Origin of the sequence: Streptomyces sp. NRRL B-1140 (genome assembly GCF_001280065.1) — a bacterium.
Classification (GTDB): Bacteria; Actinomycetota; Actinomycetes; order Streptomycetales; family Streptomycetaceae; genus Streptomyces.
Genome location: NZ_LGEA01000114.1, coordinates 229,893 through 250,823, shown reverse-complemented (window position 1 = coordinate 250,823; position 20,931 = coordinate 229,893). Strand labels below are relative to the sequence as shown.

20 protein-coding genes are annotated in these 20,931 nt (G+C 73.0%); 9 read left to right on the top strand and 11 right to left on the bottom strand.

The features are described 5' to 3' along the window. Nucleotides 1-19: 19 nt before the first annotated feature. Together ADK65_RS27175 and ADK65_RS27170 are read right to left on the bottom strand one after the other, a co-directional pair. A complete protein-coding gene (locus ADK65_RS27175) occupies nt 20-514 on the bottom strand; it encodes an FBP domain-containing protein (protein ID WP_053673586.1) in 495 nt (164 codons plus the stop codon). A gap of 99 nt (nt 515-613) precedes the next feature. Continuing rightward, nucleotides 614-1,258, bottom strand: coding sequence for a helix-turn-helix transcriptional regulator (locus ADK65_RS27170; RefSeq protein WP_053673584.1), 645 nt, complete (start codon nt 1,256-1,258; stop codon nt 614-616). Nucleotides 1,259-1,410: 152 nt separating this feature from the next. Here ADK65_RS27170 and ADK65_RS27165 point away from each other — a divergent pair, with 152 nt between their 5' ends. The 3 genes from ADK65_RS27165 to ADK65_RS27155 all read left to right on the top strand — a co-directional run bounded on the left by ADK65_RS27165 (nt 1,411) and on the right by ADK65_RS27155 (nt 5,944). Next, nucleotides 1,411-4,590 carry a cytochrome P450 gene (locus tag ADK65_RS27165; RefSeq protein ID WP_053673582.1) on the top strand — a complete coding sequence of 1,060 codons (3,180 nt, stop codon included), beginning with the start codon at nt 1,411-1,413 and terminating at the stop codon, nt 4,588-4,590. A gap of 30 nt (nt 4,591-4,620) precedes the next feature. Then, nucleotides 4,621-5,589: a phosphotransferase family protein gene (locus tag ADK65_RS27160; protein WP_053673580.1), complete on the top strand. Its 969-nt coding sequence runs from the start codon at nt 4,621-4,623 to the stop codon at nt 5,587-5,589. Nucleotides 5,590-5,662: 73 nt separating this feature from the next. Then, nucleotides 5,663-5,944, top strand: coding sequence for a hypothetical protein (locus ADK65_RS27155; RefSeq protein ID WP_053673578.1), 282 nt, complete (start codon nt 5,663-5,665; stop codon nt 5,942-5,944). A gap of 149 nt (nt 5,945-6,093) precedes the next feature. On the opposite strand, the gene ADK65_RS27150 is transcribed toward ADK65_RS27155, so the two are convergent. From ADK65_RS27150 to ADK65_RS27135, 4 genes are all read right to left on the bottom strand, one after another. Continuing rightward, nucleotides 6,094-7,122: an SDR family oxidoreductase gene (locus ADK65_RS27150; RefSeq protein WP_053673577.1), complete on the bottom strand. Its 1,029-nt coding sequence runs from the start codon at nt 7,120-7,122 to the stop codon at nt 6,094-6,096. A 149-nt stretch (nt 7,123-7,271) separates the two neighbouring features. Further along, entirely contained in the window at nt 7,272-8,423 is a 1,152-nt protein-coding gene (locus tag ADK65_RS27145; protein WP_078956170.1) for an FUSC family protein, read from the bottom strand. Between the two features lie 196 nt (nt 8,424-8,619). Beyond that, nucleotides 8,620-9,285, bottom strand: a complete 666-nt coding sequence (locus ADK65_RS27140) for an HAD family hydrolase (RefSeq protein ID WP_053673575.1) — start codon at nt 9,283-9,285, stop codon at nt 8,620-8,622. Nucleotides 9,286-9,324: 39 nt separating this feature from the next. Beyond that, nucleotides 9,325-10,365 carry a PHP domain-containing protein gene (locus ADK65_RS27135; protein ID WP_053673572.1) on the bottom strand — a complete coding sequence of 347 codons (1,041 nt, stop codon included), beginning with the start codon at nt 10,363-10,365 and terminating at the stop codon, nt 9,325-9,327. A 122-nt stretch (nt 10,366-10,487) separates the two neighbouring features. On the opposite strand from ADK65_RS27135, the gene ADK65_RS27130 reads away from it, so the two are divergent. Beyond that, on the top strand, nt 10,488-11,297 hold the full coding sequence (locus tag ADK65_RS27130; RefSeq protein WP_053673570.1) for an SDR family oxidoreductase: 810 nt from the start codon (nt 10,488-10,490) through the stop codon (nt 11,295-11,297). A gap of 66 nt (nt 11,298-11,363) precedes the next feature. Then, nucleotides 11,364-11,600, top strand: a complete 237-nt coding sequence (locus ADK65_RS27125) for a hypothetical protein (RefSeq protein WP_053673568.1) — start codon at nt 11,364-11,366, stop codon at nt 11,598-11,600. A gap of 118 nt (nt 11,601-11,718) precedes the next feature. Here the strand turns inward: ADK65_RS27125 and ADK65_RS27120 are convergent, their stop codons facing one another. The 4 genes from ADK65_RS27120 to ADK65_RS27105 all read right to left on the bottom strand — a co-directional run bounded on the left by ADK65_RS27120 (nt 11,719) and on the right by ADK65_RS27105 (nt 14,234). Further along, a complete protein-coding gene (locus tag ADK65_RS27120) occupies nt 11,719-12,261 on the bottom strand; it encodes a VanZ family protein (RefSeq protein ID WP_053673566.1) in 543 nt (180 codons plus the stop codon). A 183-nt stretch (nt 12,262-12,444) separates the two neighbouring features. Further along, nucleotides 12,445-13,107 (bottom strand): DUF4230 domain-containing protein, encoded by a 663-nt coding sequence (locus ADK65_RS27115; protein WP_053673564.1) that lies wholly within the window; start codon nt 13,105-13,107, stop codon nt 12,445-12,447. A 106-nt stretch (nt 13,108-13,213) separates the two neighbouring features. Then, nucleotides 13,214-13,591 (bottom strand): anti-sigma factor antagonist, encoded by a 378-nt coding sequence (locus ADK65_RS27110; RefSeq protein WP_053673562.1) that lies wholly within the window; start codon nt 13,589-13,591, stop codon nt 13,214-13,216. A gap of 205 nt (nt 13,592-13,796) precedes the next feature. Further along, on the bottom strand, nt 13,797-14,234 hold the full coding sequence (locus ADK65_RS27105) for a MarR family winged helix-turn-helix transcriptional regulator (RefSeq protein ID WP_053673560.1): 438 nt from the start codon (nt 14,232-14,234) through the stop codon (nt 13,797-13,799). Between the two features lie 111 nt (nt 14,235-14,345). Here ADK65_RS27105 and ADK65_RS27100 point away from each other — a divergent pair, with 111 nt between their 5' ends. Together ADK65_RS27100 and ADK65_RS27095 are read left to right on the top strand one after the other, a co-directional pair. Further along, nucleotides 14,346-15,800: an aldehyde dehydrogenase family protein gene (locus ADK65_RS27100; protein ID WP_053673558.1), complete on the top strand. Its 1,455-nt coding sequence runs from the start codon at nt 14,346-14,348 to the stop codon at nt 15,798-15,800. Nucleotides 15,801-15,821: 21 nt separating this feature from the next. After that, nucleotides 15,822-16,928, top strand: coding sequence for an NAD(P)-dependent alcohol dehydrogenase (locus tag ADK65_RS27095; RefSeq protein ID WP_053673556.1), 1,107 nt, complete (start codon nt 15,822-15,824; stop codon nt 16,926-16,928). 19 nt (nt 16,929-16,947) lie between these two features. On the opposite strand, the gene ADK65_RS27090 is transcribed toward ADK65_RS27095, so the two are convergent. Continuing rightward, entirely contained in the window at nt 16,948-17,898 is a 951-nt protein-coding gene (locus ADK65_RS27090; RefSeq protein WP_053673554.1) for an NADP-dependent oxidoreductase, read from the bottom strand. 71 nt (nt 17,899-17,969) lie between these two features. On the opposite strand from ADK65_RS27090, the gene ADK65_RS27085 reads away from it, so the two are divergent. After that, a complete protein-coding gene (locus ADK65_RS27085; RefSeq protein ID WP_053673553.1) occupies nt 17,970-18,914 on the top strand; it encodes a GlxA family transcriptional regulator in 945 nt (314 codons plus the stop codon). Nucleotides 18,915-19,202: 288 nt separating this feature from the next. Next, nucleotides 19,203-20,927 (top strand): ATP-binding protein, encoded by a 1,725-nt coding sequence (locus ADK65_RS27080; RefSeq protein WP_053673551.1) that lies wholly within the window; start codon nt 19,203-19,205, stop codon nt 20,925-20,927. Nucleotides 20,928-20,931 lie beyond the last annotated feature (4 nt).

Below are 20,931 nucleotides of genomic sequence, written 5' to 3'. Positions count from 1 at the left end.
CCGGGGGCGACCGAGGGGCTCAGGCGTGCACCTTGTCGAGGAAGGCGTCCAGGTGGCTCCTGGTCCGGGCGATCTGCTCCTCCATGGTGAGGCTCTCCTCGAACCGGGACCCCGCCTCCGGCGCCTTCTTCCCGCGTACGTACAGGGAGCAGGCGAGGTCGGTGCACATGTACGCGCCGACGGAATTGCCCTCGCGCCCGGCCGGCCCGGCCTTGCGCGCGGTCATCAGCGAGACCCCGCCCCGCGGGTGCGTGGTCAGGCACAGCGAACACATGCTGCGGTGCAGGAACCCGCGCTGCGCGGCCTGGAAGCGCATCGACAGCCCGACGAGCCGCCCGCCCCGCTCGGCCACCAGATAGCTCCGGTCCGGCGCCCCCGGATCCCGCCACCCGAGAAAGTCGAGATCACCCCAGGGCCGCCCGTCGAGATCCCGGGGCAGGGCGAGCCGCTTGGCCTCGCCCTTGGAGCAGTTGACGAAGGAGGCGCGGATGTCCTGCTCGGTGAGCGGCTGCATGGGAGCTCCTGAACGCTGGTTTCGCAAACCTAGGGCCCCTAGGTTTCGGGCTGAGGCCAGATTAGACAGCCGCGACGCCCAGGGGCGACCGGATTTCTCTCACGCCTGGCCACCGAAGACCTCCGGCGGCCACACGCCCGGCCTGAGCACCCCCAGCGCGTAGGCCCTGGCCACCAGCTCCGTGCGGTTGGACGCGCCCCAGCGGGACGACAGGCGGCGCAGGTGGTAGGTCACGCCGTCGGTGGTGAGGCCCGTCTCCCGGGAGGCTCGGGTCGTGGTGGCGCCGGCGGCCAGGAGGCTCAGGATGCGGGCCTCCGTCGGGGTGACCCGGGCGTGTTCCGCGGGTGCGGCGGGGGAGGGGGCGCGTTCGGGGTCGACCCGGAGCATCACCAGCAGGGCAGGGGTGTCCTCCGCCGTGTCGCTGACCGGATCCGCCGTCAGTTCGCCGGTGCGCTCCGTGCCGCACGGGGCCCGCCAGCGCACCGACACCTGGTAGCGCGAGCGGTGCCGCAGGCGCAGGGCCTCGGCGATGCGCTCCACCTGCGTCGCCTCCCGCGGGCTGAACAGCTCCAGCACGTCGCGACCGCGCAACCGTCCCGGCGTCCTGCCGCACTCCGCCGCCATCGCCGGATTGGCCAGCAGGACCGCCCCGTACACATCGCACACCGCGACCGGCATCGCGACCCGGTCGAACAGGAGCAGGGCGCGGTTGCGCCACGTCACGGCCTCCCGGGCCAGGTCCACGAGCCTCTCCTGCCACGCCGGGCCGCTCCCGCGCAAGAGCGGCAGATCTGCTTGCACTACACAATCATGTAGGGCGAAGGTGTCGTCTCCCGGGCCCGGTGGATCACGCTGGAGCGCAGTACTTCCGTACCGCGAAAGGCAGTTGCCGCGTCATGCCCCCCACCGGACAGACCCCTCCGACCGCCGGCACCCTCCCCGGCGTCCCCGTCGCCGACATCTCCGCCACCGGACCCGGCGGCGCGCCCATCCAGCAGGTCATGGACCTGATGCGCGAGCACGGGCCCGTGCTCGCGCGGCGGCTGTACGGGCGGGACACCCTGTTCGTGGGCGACCTGGACCTCGTGACCGAACTCGCCGACGAGCAGCGGTTCGCCAAGCACATCGGCCCCAGCCTGGGCAATGTCCGCGAGTTCGCCGCCGACGGCCTGTTCACCGCGTACAACGACGAGCCCAATTGGGCCAAGGCGCACGACATCCTCATGCCCGCCTTCGCGCTCGGCTCCATGCGCACCTACCACCCCGTGATGCTGGAGGTGGCCCGCCGGCTCATCGCGTCCTGGGACCGCCACGCCCGCGCCGGGCAGCCGGTGAACGTGCCCGACGACATGACCCGCATGACGCTCGACACCATCGGCCTCGCCGGCTTCGGTTACGACTTCGGTTCCTTCGAACGGGCCGAGCCGCACCCCTTCGTCCAGTCGATGGTCCGCTGCCTGGAATGGAGCATGACCCGCCTGGCACGCGTCCCCGGCCGGGACTACGCGGAGCAGGACGCGGCCTTCCGCGAGGACTCCGCCTACCTCGCCCGGGTCGTCGACGAGGTCATCGCCGCACGCACCGGCACCGACCAGAGCGGCTCCGACGACCTCCTCGGCCTGATGCTCACCGCCGAGCACCCGGCCGACGGCACCACGCTCGACGCCGCCAACATCCGCAACCAGGTCATCACGTTCCTGATCGCCGGCCACGAGACCACCTCCGGCGCCATGTCCTTCGCGCTGTACTACCTCGCCAAGCACCCCGCCGTGCTTCAGCTGGTGCAGCGCGAGGTCGACGCGCTGTGGGGCGACCGGGCCGACGTCGAGCCGACCTTCGACGAGGTCGGCCGGCTGACCTACACCCGCCAGGTCCTCAACGAGGCGCTCCGGCTGTGGCCCACCGCCGCCGTCTTCTCCCGGGAGGCCCGCGAGGACACCCTGCTCGGCGGCCGCATCCCGCTGCGCGCCGGGCAGGGCGTCCTGGTCCTCACGCCGATGCTGCACCGGCAGGCCGTCTGGGGCGACAACCCCGAGCTGTTCGACCCCTCCCGCTTCACGGCCGAAGCAGAGGCGGAGCGGCCCGTGCACGCCTTCAAGCCGTTCGGCACGGGCGAGCGCGCCTGCATCGGACGGCAGTTCGCGCTGCACGAGGCGACCATGCTGCTGGCCATGCTCGTCCACCGCTACCGGATGGGCGACCACGCCGACTACCGGCTCGACGTCAAGGAGACCCTCACCCTCAAGCCCGAGGGCTTCACCCTCGCGCTGACGCCGCGCACCTGCGCCGACCGCGTCCACAGCCCGCTGCCCGGGGCCACACCGGCCCGGGAGACCGCCGCGGCCGAGCCGCGGAACCTCCCCGCCCGCGTCCGCCCCGGCACCGCCGCCCTCTTCCTGCACGGCAGCAACTACGGCACCTGCCGTGACTTCGCCGTCCAACTCGCCGACGAGGCCGCCGCCCTCGGCTGCGCGACCGAGGTGGCACCCCTCGACGCCTACGCGGGCGTCCTGCCCGCCGACCGGCCCGTCGTCATCACCGCCGCCTCCTACAACGGCCGCCCCACCGACGACGCCACCGCCTTCGCCGCCCGGCTGGAGGAGACCCACGACCTGTCGGGCGTGACGTACGCCGTCCTCGGCGTCGGCGACCGCAATTGGGCCGCCACCTACCAGCACGTCCCCACCCGCATCGACGAGCGGCTCGCCGAGTCCGGCGCCGAACGGCTGGTGGAGCGCGCCGCCGCAGACGCCTCCGGAGACCTCACCGGCACCGTCCGCACCTTCACCGCCTCCCTGCGCACCGCCCTCCTGGAGCGCTACGGCGACCCCGACGCCACCACCCCGGACCCCGAGCCCGCGACCGCCTACGAGGTCCGCACCCTGACCGGCGGACCGCTGGACGCCCTCGCCGAACGGCACGGCCTCGTCCCCATGCGCGTCACCGAGGCCCGCGACCTCACCGCCCCCGGCTACGCCCGGCGCAAGCGGTTCCTGCGCGTCGCCCTGCCGGACGGCGTCACCTACCGCACGGCCGACCACCTCACCGTGCTGCCCGCCAACGCCCCCGGCCTCGTCACCCGCGCGGCCGCCGCGCTAGGCGCCGACCTCGACACCGTCCTGGACATCCGCGCCACCCGCCCGCGCCGCGACGGCATCGCCGTGGACCGGCCCCTGACGGTACGGCAGCTCCTCACCCACCACGTGGAGCTGCAGGAGCGCCCGAGCGCCGGGCAGCTGGCCGCGCTCGCCGCCGCCAACCCGTGCCCGCCGGAGCGCATGGCCCTGGCCGCCCTCACCGGCGACCCGCGCACCCTCGTGGAGATCCTGGAGGACCACCCGGCCCTGCGCGGCGCCCTGGACTGGCCGCAGCTCCTCGACCTCCTCACCCCGCTGCGCCCGCGCCACTACTCGATCTCCTCCTCGCCCGCCGTCGACCCCGGTCACGTGGACCTGATGGTGTCGCTGCTGGAGGCGCCGGCCCGCTCCGGCAAGGGCGTCTACCGGGGCACCGGCTCCGGCCACCTCGCCGCCGTCGAGCCCGGCGACACGGTCTACGCGCGCGTGCAGCCCTGCCGGGAGGCCTTCCGGATCGATGTCACCGGCGACCCGTCACCGGTCGTCATGGTCGCGGCGGGCACCGGCCTCGCCCCGTTCCGCGGCACCATCGCCGACCGTACGGCCGCCCTAGCCACCAGTGAACTCGCCCCGGCCCTCTGCTACTTCGGCTGCGACGCCCCCGACGCGGACTTCCTGCACGCCGAGGAACTGCGCGCCGCCGAGACTGCCGGCGCCGTCTCGCTGCGCCCCGCCTTCAGCGAGACGCCCGAGGGCGAGGTGCGGTTCGTCCAGCACCGGATCGCCGCCGAGGCCGAGGAGGTCTGGGGCCTGCTGGCCTCCGGAGCGCGGGTGTACGTCTGCGGCGACGGTTCCCGGATGGCGCCCGGAGTGCGGGAGGCGTTCCGTACCCTGTTCCGCAAGCACACGCCGGGCGCCGACGAGACGGCCGCCGGGCAGTGGCTCGACGGACTGGTCGCGGACGGGCGTTACGTCGAGGACGTGTACGCGGCCGGCTGACCGATGCGGCAGGGGAGGGGTGGGCACACGGTGGTGGACTCCTGGGAACGGGCCCGGCACGTCCTTCAGGAGGCGGGCCTGGACCCCGGCCGCCTCGCCCGCCTGACCCCGCTGACCGGCGGCACCTACAACACCGTCGAGGAACTCCGCCTCACCGACGGCAGCCGCTACGTGCTGAAGATCCCGCCGGCCGCCGCCGTCCCCGGACTGCGGCACGAGAAGCGGCTGCTCGTCTCGGAGGCCGCGTTCTACCGCTCGGCCGCCCGCGTCGGGGTGCCCGCGCCGCGGACGGTGTCGGCGGGGGACGACTTCCTGCTCATGACGGCCCTGCCGGGCGACCCGTGGGACGGCACGCTCACCGACCCCGAACAGAGCGCGCTGCGCACGGAACTGGGACGCCAGGTCGCCCGCCTGCACGGGGTGACCGGCCCCGGTCACGGCTACCCCTCCGGCGCCCTCGGTCCGCTCGCCCCCGACTGGCGGACCGCGTTCACGGCGATGTTCGACGCCGTCCTCGACGACGCCCGGCGCTACGGGGCTCCGCTGCCCCGCCCGGCCGACGCCGTGGCCCGTACCGCCGCGTCCGCGTACGGAGCCCTCGACGAGGTCACCGACCCGTGTCTGGTCCACTTCGACTTGTGGCGGGGCAACATCCTCGTCGACCGCGCGGGTGGCCGGGCCCGGATCGGCGGCCTCATCGACGGGGAGCGCATGTTCTGGGGCGACCCCCTGGCCGACTTCGTCTCCCTGGCGCTGCTCGGGGACATCAGGAAGGACGAGGACTTCCTCGCCGGCTACCGGGAGGCCGGTGGCCGGGCCCGCTTCGACGCCCCGGCCCGTCTGCGGCTGGCCCTGTACCGGGCCTACCTGTACCTGATCATGCTCACCGAGACGGTCCCGCGCGAGGCCGGCGAGGAGCACCGGCGGTGGGTGCAGGAGAGGGTCGCCCCGGAGCTGGTCGCGGCTCTGGACGAGATCGACGAAGCAGCCGCCTCTTAGTGCACGCCCGAGGTTTCGCAGGTCACGGCCGAGGTACTCGCGCGGCGCACGGACGAGCCGAAAGGAGTGTGCCGTGACCGACCACCGCCTCGAGGGACCCGGCGAGAACGGTGAGCCCATCCCGCGGGACATGCCGGACCAGCAGGCCGACGACGGCGAGGACCCGTGGGAGGTCGCCCCGCGCTTCACGGGCACCGGCAAGGGCGGGAAAGCCGAGCGCCGGAACGACGAGGAGACCGACGAGCCCACCGGTGACGTCCCCGACACGGACGAAGCGGGGACGGGCCGGCAGGGAGCACCGCACTCGGGAACGGTTCACCCCGAGCACCCGGTGCCGGACGAGCCCTCCGCCTGAGGAGGGCATACCGGCGAGGGCCGCAGCCGACTGTGGGGGTCGGCTGCGGCCCTCGCGCATGTCCCGGGGCTCGCCCACCCGTGCGCGCGTCGTCATCACCGTTCACCGGGCTGGGCCCGCCCGTCAGGGCCGGGCCCAGCCCGACCGGATCAGCCGACCTTGCGCCCCCGCAGCGGCTCCGTCGGCGCCCCGGCCCCCTGCTTCAGGCCCAGCAGGAACTTCTCCAGCACCTCGGGAGCCGTGTGCTCAGGGCGCCAGCCGAGTTCCGTACGCGCCCGCGTGCAGTCCATGAGCGGCAGTCGCAGCACCGCGTCGAACAGGTGCGGGGAGGCGGGCAGCAGATGCAGGCCCCAGGCGGCGGCGATCGCAGAGCGGGCCGCGCCGCGCGGCAGCCGCACGGTCCGTGCGTCGAACATCTCGCCCAGCAACCGCGCGTCGAGGGGCGGGCCGGCCGCGAGATTGAAGGCGCCCCGGACGTCGGAGCGCAGCGCCAGCCGGTACGCGCTCGCCGCGTCGTCCGTGTGCAGCGCCTGCACCCGCAGCCCCGGGATGTCCGGCAGGAACGGCAGCAGCTCCGGGCGGGCCAGCGGACCGGGCAGGAACCGGCCGCCGAAGATGCGGCGCTGCTCGCTCGCGGACTCCCGCTGGAAGAGGAAGGCGGGCCGCATCCGCACCACCCGCGTTTGCGGACGGTCCCGCTCGAACGTGTCCAGCGCCCGCTCCAGATATGCCTTCTCCCGGCAGTAGGCGGCGTCCGGCCAGCCGTGCGTCGGCCAGGACTCGTCCACCATCTCGTCCTTGGGGCCGGGCGAGTACGCGCCGACCGACGAGGCGTGCACCAGAACCGGGACGCCCGCCTCGGCCACCGCCTCGAAGACCCGCATGCTGCCGAGCACGTTCGTGCGCCAGGTCGCCGCCGGGTCGTGCGTGGGCTGGAACGCCCAGGCCAGGTGAATCACGGCGTCGGCGTCCGTGAACCGCTCCACCAGGCCGGACCCCTCGGAGGCCAGATCGACGGCGGCCCAGTCCGTCTTCGGCGGTGACCAGTCGGGGATCCGCCGGGCCAGACCCAGCACCGAGGCGACCTGCGGGTCTTCCGACAGCAAGCGCACCACGCTCGTGCCGACGTTGCCGGTGGCGCCCGTGACGACGACCCTCATGCCCGTTCCGCTGCTCACTTCGTGCTCCTCCCGGCCGCCTGGTTCCACCAGAGGTGACCGAGTACCCGGGTCGCACGGAATGCACGTATGCAGAGGAAAGCCCCGGCCGGACGGGGTAATCGCGGCCGGGGCGGCTCAGGAGCGGATCCCGTCAGGACTGACGTGTGTCACTGCTCCGGGTCGCCCGGGACGGTCTCCGCCCAGAGGTTCTCCGCCTGGAGCAGCAGCGTGCCCAGGACCGCCGTGTGGGCGGCACCCTCACCGGCATGCCGCCGCAGTCCCTCCTGCAACTCCTCGTGCAGCTCCCGCATGGCCTTCTCGGTCTCCTCGCCCGGCCGGGCCGTCACACTGCCGCCGCACAGACTGTCGGCCTCCGCGCACAGCGCGTCCCCGATCAGCTCCAGCAGCCGGGCGTACGAGCGCAGGGCCGGACCCTCGGGCGGGGCGGGAGTGCGCTTGTCGTCCACGGACACCGCGAGCGCCCGGGTCAGCGTGGCGACGTGCCCGGTGACCCTGCTGAGCCGCTCGTCCTCGTCCACCGCCGGCAGGACACCCTCGTGCGGCACCCGGTGCAGGGCGCGCAGCGGGGCATAGGTCAGGCGCAGGCTCTCCTGGCTCCACCGGCGGGCCGAGCGAAGCGCCTTCAGACGGTGGTCCAGGCGGTTGGAGGCGGTGACCCAGCCGGCGGCGGTCTGCGCGTCCCACTCGCCCTCGCGCAGATCCCCGGCGATGAGGTGCAGCACGTCCCCCGTCTCGCGGGCGAGCCCCGCCAGGTTCGTCCGCACGTCCCGCAGGTGGATCGGCGGGAACACGAACGCGTTGACGGCGACGCCGATGACGGCGCCGATCGCCGCCTGCTCCACCCGGTGCCCGACCGCGGACAGACTCACCATGCCCGAGGAGATGGTGAACAGGGCCGTGGTCGCCGCGTAGATGCCCTGGTCGCCGAAGCGGGGCCAGTTCGCGAGCAGCATCAGCACCGGTACGGACAGGGCGATCGCGCCGAGCGTGTCGTCGGTGATCGCCTGCGCCGCCGAGGCCACCAGCGTCCCGACGCAGATGGCCCCGAACTGCCGCGCCCCCTGCACCAGGGAGCTGAAGACGGTGGCCTGCACCAGCACCAGCGCCACCCAAGGCGCCATCAGCGCCAGCGGGTCGCCCATCCAGACGCCGCCCACCAGCCAGGCGAGCACGGCCGCCCCGGCCGCCTTCAGCGACTGGACGACCAGATCCCGCTCCCGTCCGGGCCCGCGCCAGGCCGCCCGCACGGCCTCCCAGGCCGACCGCGAATCCCGCCGCACGGCATCCACCGGACGCACGCTCCGCGTTCTCTGCTGCAGATCCGCGAACCGCCCCTGAGCCGTGGGTGCTCCCTGGGACCGCGCGTTCGAGGCCGCCCCCATGTCTTCGTTCATGTCCCTCCGCCCGCGGAAGGCTCCCGCCCCCCGCCGTCCCGCACCGGTCACACGCGTCATGCCCTGTGGGTATCCGCCTGACCGGCGCTTTCACGTTCCTTCATGCCAGCGGGCTGTCGCCGAGGGCCGACAGCAGGTGAGCGGGGTCGGCGTAGACCGCCTCCGCGCCGGACTCCGCTAGGTCGGCGCGCGGGATGCCGCCGCACAGTACGCCCACACAGCGCACCCCGGCCCTGCTGCCCGCCCGCATGTCCCACACGGTGTCGCCGACGAACACCGCCCGCTCCGTCGGCACCCCGGCCAGTTCCAGGGCGTGCTCGACCGGCTCGGGGGAGGGCTTGCCCTCGTCGACGTCGTCGGCGCTCGCCGTGGCGGCGATGGCCTCGTCCGCGTCGATCGCCCGGCGCAGCGCGCTCAGCTCCGCGCCGCCCGCCGAGGTGGCCAGCACCACCCTCCAGCCCTCAGCATGCAGCCGCCGCAGCAGCGCCCCGGCCTCCGGCAGCGCGGGCAGCCGGTCGAAGTACTGCCCGTACAGCGCCTTGTGCCCGGCGCTGATGTCGGCGTCCTGGTCGGTGTCCCGGTCATCGCCCAGCAGATGGGCGACCAGGTCCGTCGACGGCAGGCCCACGGCCCGGTGGATGGCGTGCATCGGCACCTGGTGGCCCGCCTGGCGGAACGCCTCCCACCAGGTCACGACATGCAGATGATTGGTGTCGACCAGCGTGCCGTCGACATCGAACACAGCCGCCCGTTCCGCGCGTTCCATAGGTGCAGTCCCTTTCTCTCCGGCCGCGCGGGTACCACGTCAGCCGCCGGCCACGCCGGACGGCAGCCGCCGGTCACCGGTCCAGGCCAGCAGTTCGTCGAGGGACCACGTGGTCACCACCCGCTCGGGCGGCACCCCGCACTCCTCCGCCCGCGCGCACCCGTTGATCTGCCAGTCCAGCTGCCCCGGCGCGTGCGCGTCGGTGTCGACGGAGAACAGCACCCCCGCCTCCACGGCCCGGCGCAGCAGCCGCCGCGGCGGGTCCAGCCGCTCCGGCCTGCTGTTGATCTCCAGGGCCGTGCCCGTCTCCGCGAGCGCGGCGAACACCTCGTCGGCGTCGAACTCCGACTCGGGCCGCCCCCGCCCGGTCACCAGCCGCCCCGTGCAGTGCCCGAGCACGTCCGAGTGCGGATCGCGTACGGCGGCCACCATCCGCCGGGTCATCGACCTCGCGTCCATGCGCAGCTTGGAGTGCACCGACACCACCACCACGTCGAGCCGGTCCAGCAGCTCCGGCTCCTGGTCGAGCGTGCCGTCCTCGAGGATGTCGCACTCGATGCCGGTCAGCAGCCGGAACGGCGCCCAGGTCTCGTTCAGCTCCGCCACCACGTCCAGTTGCTCCCGCAGCCGCTCGGGCGACAGCCCGCGTGCCACCGTCAGCCGCGGGGAGTGGTCGGTCAGCGCCGCCCAGTCGTGGCCCAGCTCGGCGGCGGCCCGCCCCATCTCCTCGATCGGACTGCCGCCGTCCGACCAGTCGGAGTGCAGATGGCAGTCCCCGCGCAGCAGCGCCCGCAACTGCTCCCCGCCCCGCAAGGCGGGCTGTTCCTCCGCCTCGCGCTCCAGCGTGTCCAGATAGCCGGGGACCTCGCCGGCCAGCGCCTCCCGCACCACCTGGGCGGTCTTCGGGCCGACGCCCTTGAGCTTCTCCAGCGAGCCGTCCGCCGCCCGCCGGCGCATCTCGTCCCCGCCCAGGTCCTTCAGTACGCGGGCCGCCGTACGGAAGGCGCGCACGCGGTAGGTCGGTGCCAGGGACCGCTCCAGCAGAAAGGCGATCCGGTCCAGTGCCTCGACGGGATCCATCGCCACCTCCACCTCAAGGGTTGCCCAGCGCCCGGCGGGCCGCACGACGGGCGGCCGGTTTGCCCGGTGTGCCCCCGGGTACTGCGATGCCTCGCCCCCACCCCTCGACGAGGAGACCTGCCATGCCCGACACCACCGCGCCCACCAGCAAAGTCGCCGTGATCACCGGCGCCGACTCCGGCATCGGCCGCGCCACCGCGGTCCACCTGGCGCGGGCGGGCATGGACGTCGGCATCACGTATCACTCCGACCGCAAGGGGGCGCAGGAGACGGCCGACGAGGTGCGTGCGCACGGGCAGCGGGCCGAGGTCGCCCGGATGGACCTCACCCGGCTGCCCGACGCCGCCGACACCGTCGACGACCTGTGCGAGCGGCTCGGGCGTATCGACGTGCTGGTCAACAACGCCGGCACCGGCACCATGACACCCTTCCTCGACCTGGAGCTGTCCGACGTGCGCGAGGTCCTCGACGTAGATCTCGTGGGGCCCTTCCTGTGCGGGCAGAAGGCGGCCCGGCACATGATCGGGCACGGAGAGGGCGGCCGGATCATCAACGTCACGTCCGTCCACGAGCACCAGCCCCGGGTGGGCGCGGCGCCCTACTGCGCGGCCAAGGGCGGGCTCGGGCTGCTCACCCAGGTGATGGCACTCGAACTGGCCGAGCACCGCATCACCGTCAACGCCGTCGCCCCGGGCGAGATCTCCACACCCATGACCGGGCAGGAGGACACCGACCCGCACACCGAGAGCCGCCCGGGCATCCCGCTCGGCCGGCCCGGTGACGCCCGCGAGGTCGCGGCGGTCATCGCCTTCCTCGCCGGCCCGGACGCCTCGTACGTCACCGGCGCGTCCTGGAGTGTCGACGGCGGCATGCTGCGGATGGGTCCGCAGGCCGGTTCCCACCTGCCCGGCGACGACTGGCGCCGCCCCTGAGCGGCCGGACCGTCCGGCGCGCGTCCTGGAACCGCGCCGGCGCCGGTCGCGTTCTAGGCTCGATGCATGACCGAAAGCGCGAGCCCGTACATTTCGCACCCGCGGATCCTCGTGCTCGGCGTGCAGCCGGGCACACCGCCGTTCCGGATCGTGCAGATCGACGGCCAGGTGGTCGGGGAGGCCCGGGCCGTCACCGACGTGCTGGCGGCCGCGGCCGCGTACGGCATCCCCGTGCACGACATGGACGATCCGGACGTGGTCCGGTGGGTGGGCGGAGACAAGTTCACCTGGTCCGTGCACTAGTGCCGCACGCGGCGTGTGCCGCCAGGGCCTGTCGTTTGGATCAGGTCGGCTGAGAGTGACTGCGCCTCTCGGCCGACCCGAGCGCCCCGCGACGCCGGCATGATCCGAACGACAGGCCCTAGACCTCGCCGGACGGCTTCCGCTCCGCCCGGCCCGGGCGGGGCTTGCGTGCGTGGACGGCCCGGCTGAGGCGGCGCCCCAGGAGCAGGTAGCCGATGAGCGCGCCCGTCGTGTTGAGGATGACGTCGTCGATGTCGAAGGCGCGGCCGGTGACCAGGGCCCCCTGGGCGAACTCCACCAGGAGCATCACGATCGCGGTCAGGAGCAGGACGCGCAGGATGCCACGGGTGCGGGGGGCGACGACGGGCACCAGGACGCCGAAGGGAATGCCGAGCAGGATGTTGCCGCCGATCTGCTTGAACGCGTCCCGCAGTTCGGGCTGGTCGAGATAGGCCTTCAGGGAGTCGCCCGGTTGCAGATTGGTGTGGGTCAGCGCCTCCGAGGCGGGCGAGGGCTGCAGGGTCAGCCGGGCCAGCACCACGGCGAAGGCGACCATGAACGCGAACGCGCACAGCATCGCCAGCAACCGGACGGGCCACGGGAGCGGGCGTCGCTCGCTCCCGGACCCGGCGGTCCGGGGACGTGAGGCAGTACTGGCCATGGGGGTCCTCCACTCTTCAATTTCCCTGCGTGACAGGGCGGTTACCCCCGGGCGCGCCGAGGATGCCGTGGGGGGGGCGTTCCAGGACTCGGTCCCGGACGGTGTCGCCCGGGACCGCTCCCACCCTCGGTTGCCCCGCCTTCGGCCCGGGCACGCCCCCCATGGCACGCGCCCGGAAACCGGTCAGCGCCCGTACGACACGCGCACCTCCTTGAAGCCCAGGGAGCGCAGCAGGCCTTCGAGCATGCCGGTGGTGTTCGCCTCGGCGCGTGCGGTCAGCTCGCTCTCCTTCGCCGCGTCGCCGATGTGCCGCACCGCGAGCTTCTGCACGGCCTGCTCTCCGTTGGGGTTGTCCGAGAAGAGGTCGCCGAGACGGTCGAAGAGACCGCGTTGCTTGGAGACCGCGTAGGAGCGGTCCGGGTCGAGGGCGGGCTTGCCCAGTTGCGCGTGGGGCAGCCGCAGCGTGGCGGACGTGCGGTCGTCGTTGACCCGCACGTCGTTCTCGCCGACCTTGCCCAGGTCGACGTAGGCGTCGACGGTGCCCGCGCCGACGTACAGGGTGCGGGTGCCGCGGATCGCGTCGGGCAGAAGCTTGGCGTCCTTCTCCAGGTCCACGACGACCTGGAAGTTGCCGGAGGCGGCGTCGTAGCGGCTGATGTCCTGGATGGACTTCAGCAGCGCGGGGCCGGACCGGTCCTGGGTCTCGGTGCCGAACAGGTCCTTCAGGCCCGGGATCACGCTCAGCCGGAGCCCGGCGAAGAACACGACGAGCAGCAGCACGAGCGCGGTCACCACTTTCGCCCAGCCGGGCATGCGCGCGGGGTGGCGCTTGACGGGAGTCGTCATGCGACGGCCCTCCTTCCTACTGACCGGATGCCCGCCCCACCCCCCGGCCAGACCGCCGAGTTCGAGTGGGCGAGACCCCGGCCGAGGTGCGCGGGGCGCAGAACCGTCAGGGACGGGGCGTCGGCTCAGGCCGCTCCAGCGCCGCCTCCAGCGTGGGCTGCGGAGGCAGCAGCCGGGACAGGCCGGTGATCCGCAGGACGCGCAGCGTCAGCGGGTGCGCGCAGACCAGGACCACCTGGCCTCGCCGTTCGAGCACCCGGCTGCGGGCGCGGTACAGCAGCCGCAGCCCGGAGCAGTCGAAGAAGTCGATCCGGCCGAGGTCGATGACGACCCGGGCGGCCGGGCGGCCTGTCTCCCGGTCCAGGTGCGGTGCGATCTCCGCGGCCGCGGCGAGATCGATCTCGCCGCGGAACTCCAGCACCGTGTGTCCCCGTTCCCGGCGCACGCGCAGATGCCGGGTGAGCGGTGCAGGTTCCTGCCGCACGACGAGATCGCCTCCAGCCTGCTCCGTGCGTGGGAAGGGGCTACGGCCTCAACACCGTTCCCCGCCCTGCAAGTTACCCTCCAACGAGTGAATTTGAGCATGTTCGATTGACATATGTCTTTGAATTCCCGCCGAGTTGGCCGAGGTTCGCGCCGGGGCGTGCGCGGGTGTGGTTCAGAGGGCGCGCCGAGACGGCCCGGCGGGGCTACGACAGGGCGTGCCAGGCCTGGGTGAGCGCCCGGCGGAACTGCTCGGCCTGGCGTGCGGTGAGGTCGCGCACCATCCGCTCCTCCAGCTCCCGGACCGGCCCGGAGTGCCGGGCGAGCACCTCGCGGCCGGAGTCGGTGAGCAGGATCAGCAGCTCCCGGCGGTTGCGGGGATTGCGCTCCCGGCGCACCAGTCCGCGGCCTTCCAGGGAGCGGACCAGGTCCGCGATGGACTGGGCGGTGACGAAGGAGTCGCGCGCCAGCTGGGCCGCGGACAGTCCGTCGTGCCGTTCCAGCACGGTCAGGGCCGTGTACTGAAGAGCGGTGATGCCGGAGGGTCTGACCAGCTCGTCCAGGTGGGAGCGGACGACGAGCTCCACCTGCTTGACCATGTAGAGCAGGGAAGGGGGTGCCTTGGTCACCTGTGCGTCCAGCATGGAGGCAGGTTAGAGCATTGACAGGATTCCTGTCTCTCATGAGACTGCGGACAGACAGGAATCCTGTTTGTTGAACTTGTCAGAACACGGCGACGGCGCTGAGGAGTGGCGATGACCGCCTTCGAGAGCACACCCGGGAAGCTGTTCATCGGGGGACGATGGCGCGAGGCCGCCGACGGGGCACGCACCGAGGTGATCGATCCGTCCCGGGGGACGGTCGTCACCACCGTCGCCGAGGCCGGTGCCGCCGACGTCGACGCGGCCGTACGCGCCGCCCGGGAGGCCTTCGACGACGGCGCCTGGTCCGGTCTGAGCGGCCGCGAGCGGGGCCGGGTCCTGCAGCGCGTCGCCCAGCTGATCCGGGACAACGCCGTCGAACTCGCCGCGCTGGAGAGCCTGGACGTCGGCAAGCCGATCACGCTGTGCGGCGCGGTCGACGTCACCAACGCGGCCAACGACTACGAGTACTACGCCCATCTCGCCCAGAGCCAGGACGGCGCCCTGCGCGACCTCCCCATGAACGCACTGGCCTACACCAAGCGCGAACCCCTCGGCGTGGTGGCCGCGATCACCCCGTTCAACTTCCCCCTGATCCTGGCCGGTTCGAAGATCGCCCCGGCGCTGGCCGCCGGCAACACCGTCGTCCACAAGCCCGCCGACGAGACCCCGCTCAGCGCCCTGTACATGGCCCGGCTCCTCCAGGAGGCGGGAGTCCCCGACGGCGTGGTCAACGTCGTCACCGGCAGTGGCCCGGTGGCGGGCGAGGCACTGCTGCGGCACCGAGGCGTCGACAAGGTCGCCTTCACCGGCTCCACCGCGATCGGCCGGCACGTGGCGAGTGTCGCCGGTGAGGCGCTCAAGCCCGTCACCATGGAACTCGGCGGGAACGCCGCCCACATCGTCTTCGAGGACGCCGACCTGGAGAAGGCGGTCGGCGCGGTCATCAAGGGCTTCGTCTTCAACACCGGCCAGTTCTGCATGGGCGGCCCGCGTCTGCTGGTGGCCCGCTCCGTGTATCCGGCCCTGCTCGGCATCCTCGCCGAGGCCGTGCCCGGTGTGCCGGTCGGCGATCCGCGCGACCCGGCCACGGTCGTCGGCCCGATGGCGGCCGAGAAGCACCTGAGGAAGGTCGAGGAGTACGTCGCCCTGGCCCGCAAGGAGGGCGCCCGCGTCGTCTGCGGCGGCGAGCGGCTCGACCTGGACGGCGGCTACTACTACCGGCCCACCGTCCTCGCCGGCCTGGCGAACGACTCCCGCGTGATCCAGGAGGAGATCTTCGGCCCGGTCCTCACCGTGCAGCCCTTCGACGACGAGGACGAGGCCGTCGCCCTGGCCAACTCCACCCCCTACGGCCTGGCCTCGGGTGTCCAGACCGGCAACCTCGCCCGCGCCCACCGGGTGGCCGGCCGGCTCCAGGCGGGCATCGTCTGGGTCAACGACTGGGCGATGCTCGACCCGGCGGTGCCCTTCGGCGGGGTGAAGGACTCCGGCCACGGCCGCGAGTACGGGCCCGAGGCCCTCGCCGGTTACACCAAGGTCAAGTCCGTCGTCGTCTCGCTCGACTGAGACCGTCAAGGAGTCATCGCGATGCCCCTCACCACCCGTGCCGCGGTCGTCGAGTCCGGCGGCGCGCCCTTCACCCTCTCCGAGGTCGTCCTCGATGAGCCCGGACCGCACGAGGCGCTGGTCCGCATGGCCGCCACCGGCCTGTGCCACACCGACCTGGGGGTGGCGAGCGGCGGGCTGCCGTTCCCGCTGCCCGGTGTGCTGGGCCACGAGGGGGCGGGCGTCGTCGAGGCCGTCGGCCCCGCCGTCACCGGCATCACGCCGGGCGACCACGTCCTGCTCTCCTTCACCTCCTGCGGCGACTGCCGCAACTGCCGCGGCGGACACCCCGCGTACTGCGCGACCTGGTTGCCGCTGAACCTCCTCGGCGGCAGCCGGGCCGACGGCACCAGCACCATCAGCCGGGACGGCGAGTCCCTGGGCGGCCACTTCTTCGGCCAGTCCTCCTTCGCCGAGAGGGCGCTCGCGGACGAGCGCAGCCTCGTCAAGGTCGACCCGGAGGTGCCGCTGGAGTCGATCGCCCCGCTGGGCTGCGGCGTCCAGACCGGCGTCGGGGCCGTGTGGAACGTCCTGCGGCCGGAGACCGGCGGCACGGTCGTCGTGCTGGGCGCCGGAGCGGTCGGTCTGTCGGCGGTGATGGCGGCGGCGCTCACCCCGGCCACCAGGATCGTCGCCGTCGACCGGGTCGCCGAACGCCTCGCCATGGCGAAGGAGCTGGGCGCCACCCACACCGTCGACACGAGCGGCACCGACCTCGCCGCGGCCCTCGACGGGATCACCGGGGGACAGGGCGCCGACGGGGTCGTGGAGACCACCGGCAACGTCGGCGTCCTGCGCCAGGGCGTCGACGCGCTCGCCGCCCGCGGCACCCTGGTCGTGGTGGGCGCCCCGCCCTTCGGTACCGAGGTCTCCCTCGACGTCAACGGCCTCCTCGGCGGTAAGCGCGTCGTAGGCCTCACCCTCGGCGACAGCGAGACGCAGACCATGATCCCGGCGCTGGTCGCCCTGGTGAAGGACGGACGGCTCCCGCTGCACCGCCTGATCGCCACCTACCCCTTCGCGGACATCGGCCGGGCGGTCCAGGACATGAGGTCCGGCAAGACGATCAAGCCGGTCCTGACGTTCTGAGACCGCCCGCGACGCCGGCTCAGTCGTTCAGCAGCACCAGCTTCCCCGTCGTACGGCCGGTGTCGCCGAGGGCGTGTGCCGCGGCGGCCTCGGCCAGCGGGAAGGTCCCGGCGATCGTGGCACGCAGCTTCCCCGTCTCCACCAGCTCCGCGACCGCCTCCATGCCACTGCGGTCGGCGTCCACCAGCATCCGCAGCGCCCGCACACCGAGCCGCTCGGCCTCCTCGTAGAGCTCGTCCGAGCCGCCCGGGAGGATCGAGACCAGGACACCGCCGGGGCGCAGCACGCGCAGCGAACGCAGGGCGTTGTCGCCGCCGATCGTGTCGAGGACGACATCGGCGTCCTTCACGGCCTCGGTGAAGTCCGTCTCGCGGTAGTCGATCGTCTCGTCGACGCCGATGTCGCGCAGGAACGCGTGCTTGCCCGCACTCGCCGTGCCGATCACGTAGGCGCCGCGCGCCTTGGCGATCTGCACCGCCACGTGTCCGACCCCGCCGGCCGCTGCGTGGACCAGCACCCGCTGCCCGGGCCGGAGGCCCGCGTGTTCGGTCAGTGCCTGCCAGGCGGTGAGCGAGACCAGCGGCAGCGCGCCCGCCTGGGTGTGGTCGACGCCGGCCGGCTTGCGGGCCAGGGCGCGGACCGGGGCGATGACGAATTCGGCGTGCGAGCCGTGCCCGTAGGGGTAGGGCAGCATGCCGAAGACCTCGTCACCGGGTGCGAAGGCCACGACGCCGATACCGACCGCCTCCACCACCCCGGAGACGTCCCAGCCGAGCACGAAGGGCGGTTCGCCCAGGAACCCGCCGTTGGCGCGGTGCTTCCAGTCGGTCGGGTTGACCCCGGCGGCCCGCACCCGGACCAGTACCTCGTTGGGCTTGGGTACCGGGCGCTCGATCTCCACTTCCTTCAGGACCTCGGGGCCGCCGAGGACGTCCTGGCTGATGGCTCGCATCGTGTTCTGTGTGCTCATGGTCAACCAGCGTGCCCGTCCGCAGCCCCCGCGCCAATGGCAAGATTGCCAACATTCGATACGATCGTGCCATGCGACGTGAACGAGTGGTGGTCCTGGCCCTGGACGGGGTGTACCCCTTCGAGCTGGGCATCCCGAGCCGGATCCTCGGTGCGGCCGACGGCCGGTACGAGGTCCTCACCTGCTCGGTCGACGGCCGCCCGGTGCGCACCAACGCGGACTTCGGTGTCACCGTCGAGCACGGCCCCGAGGTCCTGGCCACGGCGGGCACGGTCGTGATCGCGCCCGTGGCCCCCGACCGTCTGGCCGACGAGGTGTCCGGGGACGTCCTGGCCGCGCTCGCGCTCATCCGGCCCGGCACCCGCGTCGTCTCCATCTGCACCGGCGCCTTCGTCCTCGCGGCCGCGGGTCTCCTCGACGGTCGCCGGGCGACCACCCACTGGCAGGTCGCCGACCACTTCCGGCGGATGTTCCCGCGCGTCGACCTCGATCCGGACGTCCTGTTCGTCGACGACCACCCGTTCCTGACCTCCGCCGGGGCCGCCTCCGGCGTGGACGTGTGCCTGCACCTCGTCCGCAAGGACCACGGCAGCCGGCTGGCCAACAGCGTCGCCCGCCGCTGCGTCGTCCCGCCCTTCAGGGACGGCGGCCAGGCCCAGTACATCGAGCAGCCCGTCCCCGAGCAGGGCGCCGCGAGCACCGCGGCCACCCGGGCCTGGGCACTGGAGCGCCTCGACGAGCCGCTCACCCTGGCCGACCTCTCCGGCCACGCGCGGATGAGCCGGCGTACCTTCGCCCGCCGCTTCCAGGGCGAGGTGGGTCTCAGCCCGGGCCGCTGGCTGATCCAGCAACGCGTGGTCCGGGCCCGGCACCTGCTGGAATCCAGTGATCTGACGGTTGATCAGATCGCTGGCCGGGTCGGCTTCGCGACCGGCGCCTCCCTGCGTCAGCACCTGCACGCGGCGATCGGCGTCTCCCCGCAGGCCTACCGTCGCACCTTCCAGACCGCACGCTGACTTCCACGGCGTCGGCTCGAGGTGACGCTCCACGAACGGCACAGGGTCGTGATATACACCCAAGTCCGGTGACCGCAAAGCCATTTGTCGATCTGTTTCCCTCTGCCGGAGCGTGACGGAACCCTCACGTCCGGCCGGGGGACGAGATTGATCCTTTCGGGTCCAAACCCGATAAGGTTCCGATCGGCGCTGCGAGTTGACGCGATCGCGTCCGGTCGACCCGCGGTGCGTACTCATGAGTGCGGTCCACACCCCCCCTGTTCGTTCGTGTTGCTTCGAAGGATGCAGATGGAACTCGCCACTCCGCCACCGGCGGCGCGGGCCCCTGTCGCCTGGTACAGCTGGTGGTTGATGCCGCTGGGCCTGGGAGGCGGGACCGTCGCCGCCACGTTCATGAGCTCGGAGCGAATAACCACGGCCGTCGCCGGCATCGCAGCGACGGCGGCCGGCGCCGTGTGCGTACGGCTGCTGCTGCGCACCCGGGCCCAACTGCACCGGGCGGAGGGCTCCTTCCGCGCCACGCAGGCCGAGCACACCATGCAGTGGCAGCAGCACGTGGCGGGCCTGGAACGCAAGTTCTCCGCCGATCGCGCCGGCCTGGAATCCCAGCTCAACGAGCAGAACGCGGCCTACGAGCGGCGCCTGGCCGACCAGAGCGCCGGCTACGAGTCGCAGCTCGCCGACCAGAGCGCCACGTTCGAAGCGCAGCTCGCCGACCGGTCCAGGGCCTACGAGGAACGGCTGGCTGAGCAGGCCGAGGTCTGGCAGGAGCAGCTCTCCCACCAGCTCGCCGCGGTCGCCCGGCTCGCCGACGAACAGCTGCCCGACGCGATGGCGAAACTGCGCGCCGGCGACGCCATCGATGACCTGCTGCCCACCGTCAACCAGTGCGCCAAGGTCAGTTCGGAACTCCAGGCCGAACTGCGCAAGCTGCTCCGCACCTCCCTGATCGGCCTGGAGGCGGAATTCGACCGCTCCACCTCCGCAGAGCAGGCCGTGATCAGCATCGGCAACCGTATCCACGTCCTGACCAGCAAGCTCCGCGGCCGGCTGCACGAGATGCAGGGCGAGCACGGCCGGCTGCCCGCCGTCGCCCGGGGCCTGATGGAGCTCGACCAGGAACTCGGCCCCGCCGACTCGCTCGCCGCGAGCATCGGTGTGCTCGGCGGCTCCGACCGGCCCGGCCGGCAGTGGCAGGAACCGCAGCGGCTGCTGAGCGTGGTGCGCGGCGGCATCGGCCGCATCAAGGACTTCCACCGGATCCAGGTGCGCCACCTGCCCGAACTGGGCGTCGACGGTGGCCTCGTCGACCACCTGACGCTGATCCTGGCCCACCTCCTCGACAACGCGGCCCGCTACTCGCCGCCCACCGAGCCGGTGCTCATCTCCGGCAAGGAGGTGCCCAACGGCGTCGGCATCGAGATCCAGGACTCCGGCAAGGGCCTGAGCGAGGAGAAGAAGCGCGAAGCCGAGCACGCCCTCGCGGGCACCGCGCCCGGCGCGGGCCTCGGCGGCATCACCGAGGACGCCAACATCGGCCTGCGCGTCGTCGGCGCCCTCGCCCGCCGCTACGGCATCCGGGTCACCTTCGCGGACTCCCCGTGGCTCGGCACCTCGGTGGTGGTCGTGGTCCCGCACAAGTACTTCAGTCCGCTGCCCACGGCCACGCCCACCGCGGCCGCGCCCGCCCCGCAGGCCCGCGCCACCGCCGCCCCGGTCCGCGAGAGCGCCACCGTGCCCGAGCAACGGGCCGCCCGGGCCGAGACCGGGGAGACCACACCCGGCGGACTTCCCCGGCGCCGCAGCAAGCGGAACGAGACGGAGGCGCCCAGACCGGCCGAGCGAAGCGACCGGGCGACCGTCGCCGCCGTCCCGCCGGACGCGTCCTTCTCGGGACTCGCCGCCTTCGCCACCGCCGGACGCGACGCGGCAAAGGCCTCCGAGCCGGCCGACGACCGCGACACCCTCGCCGGCGGCGAGCCCACCGAGCACCGCACCGAAGAGAGCGACTAGTCCT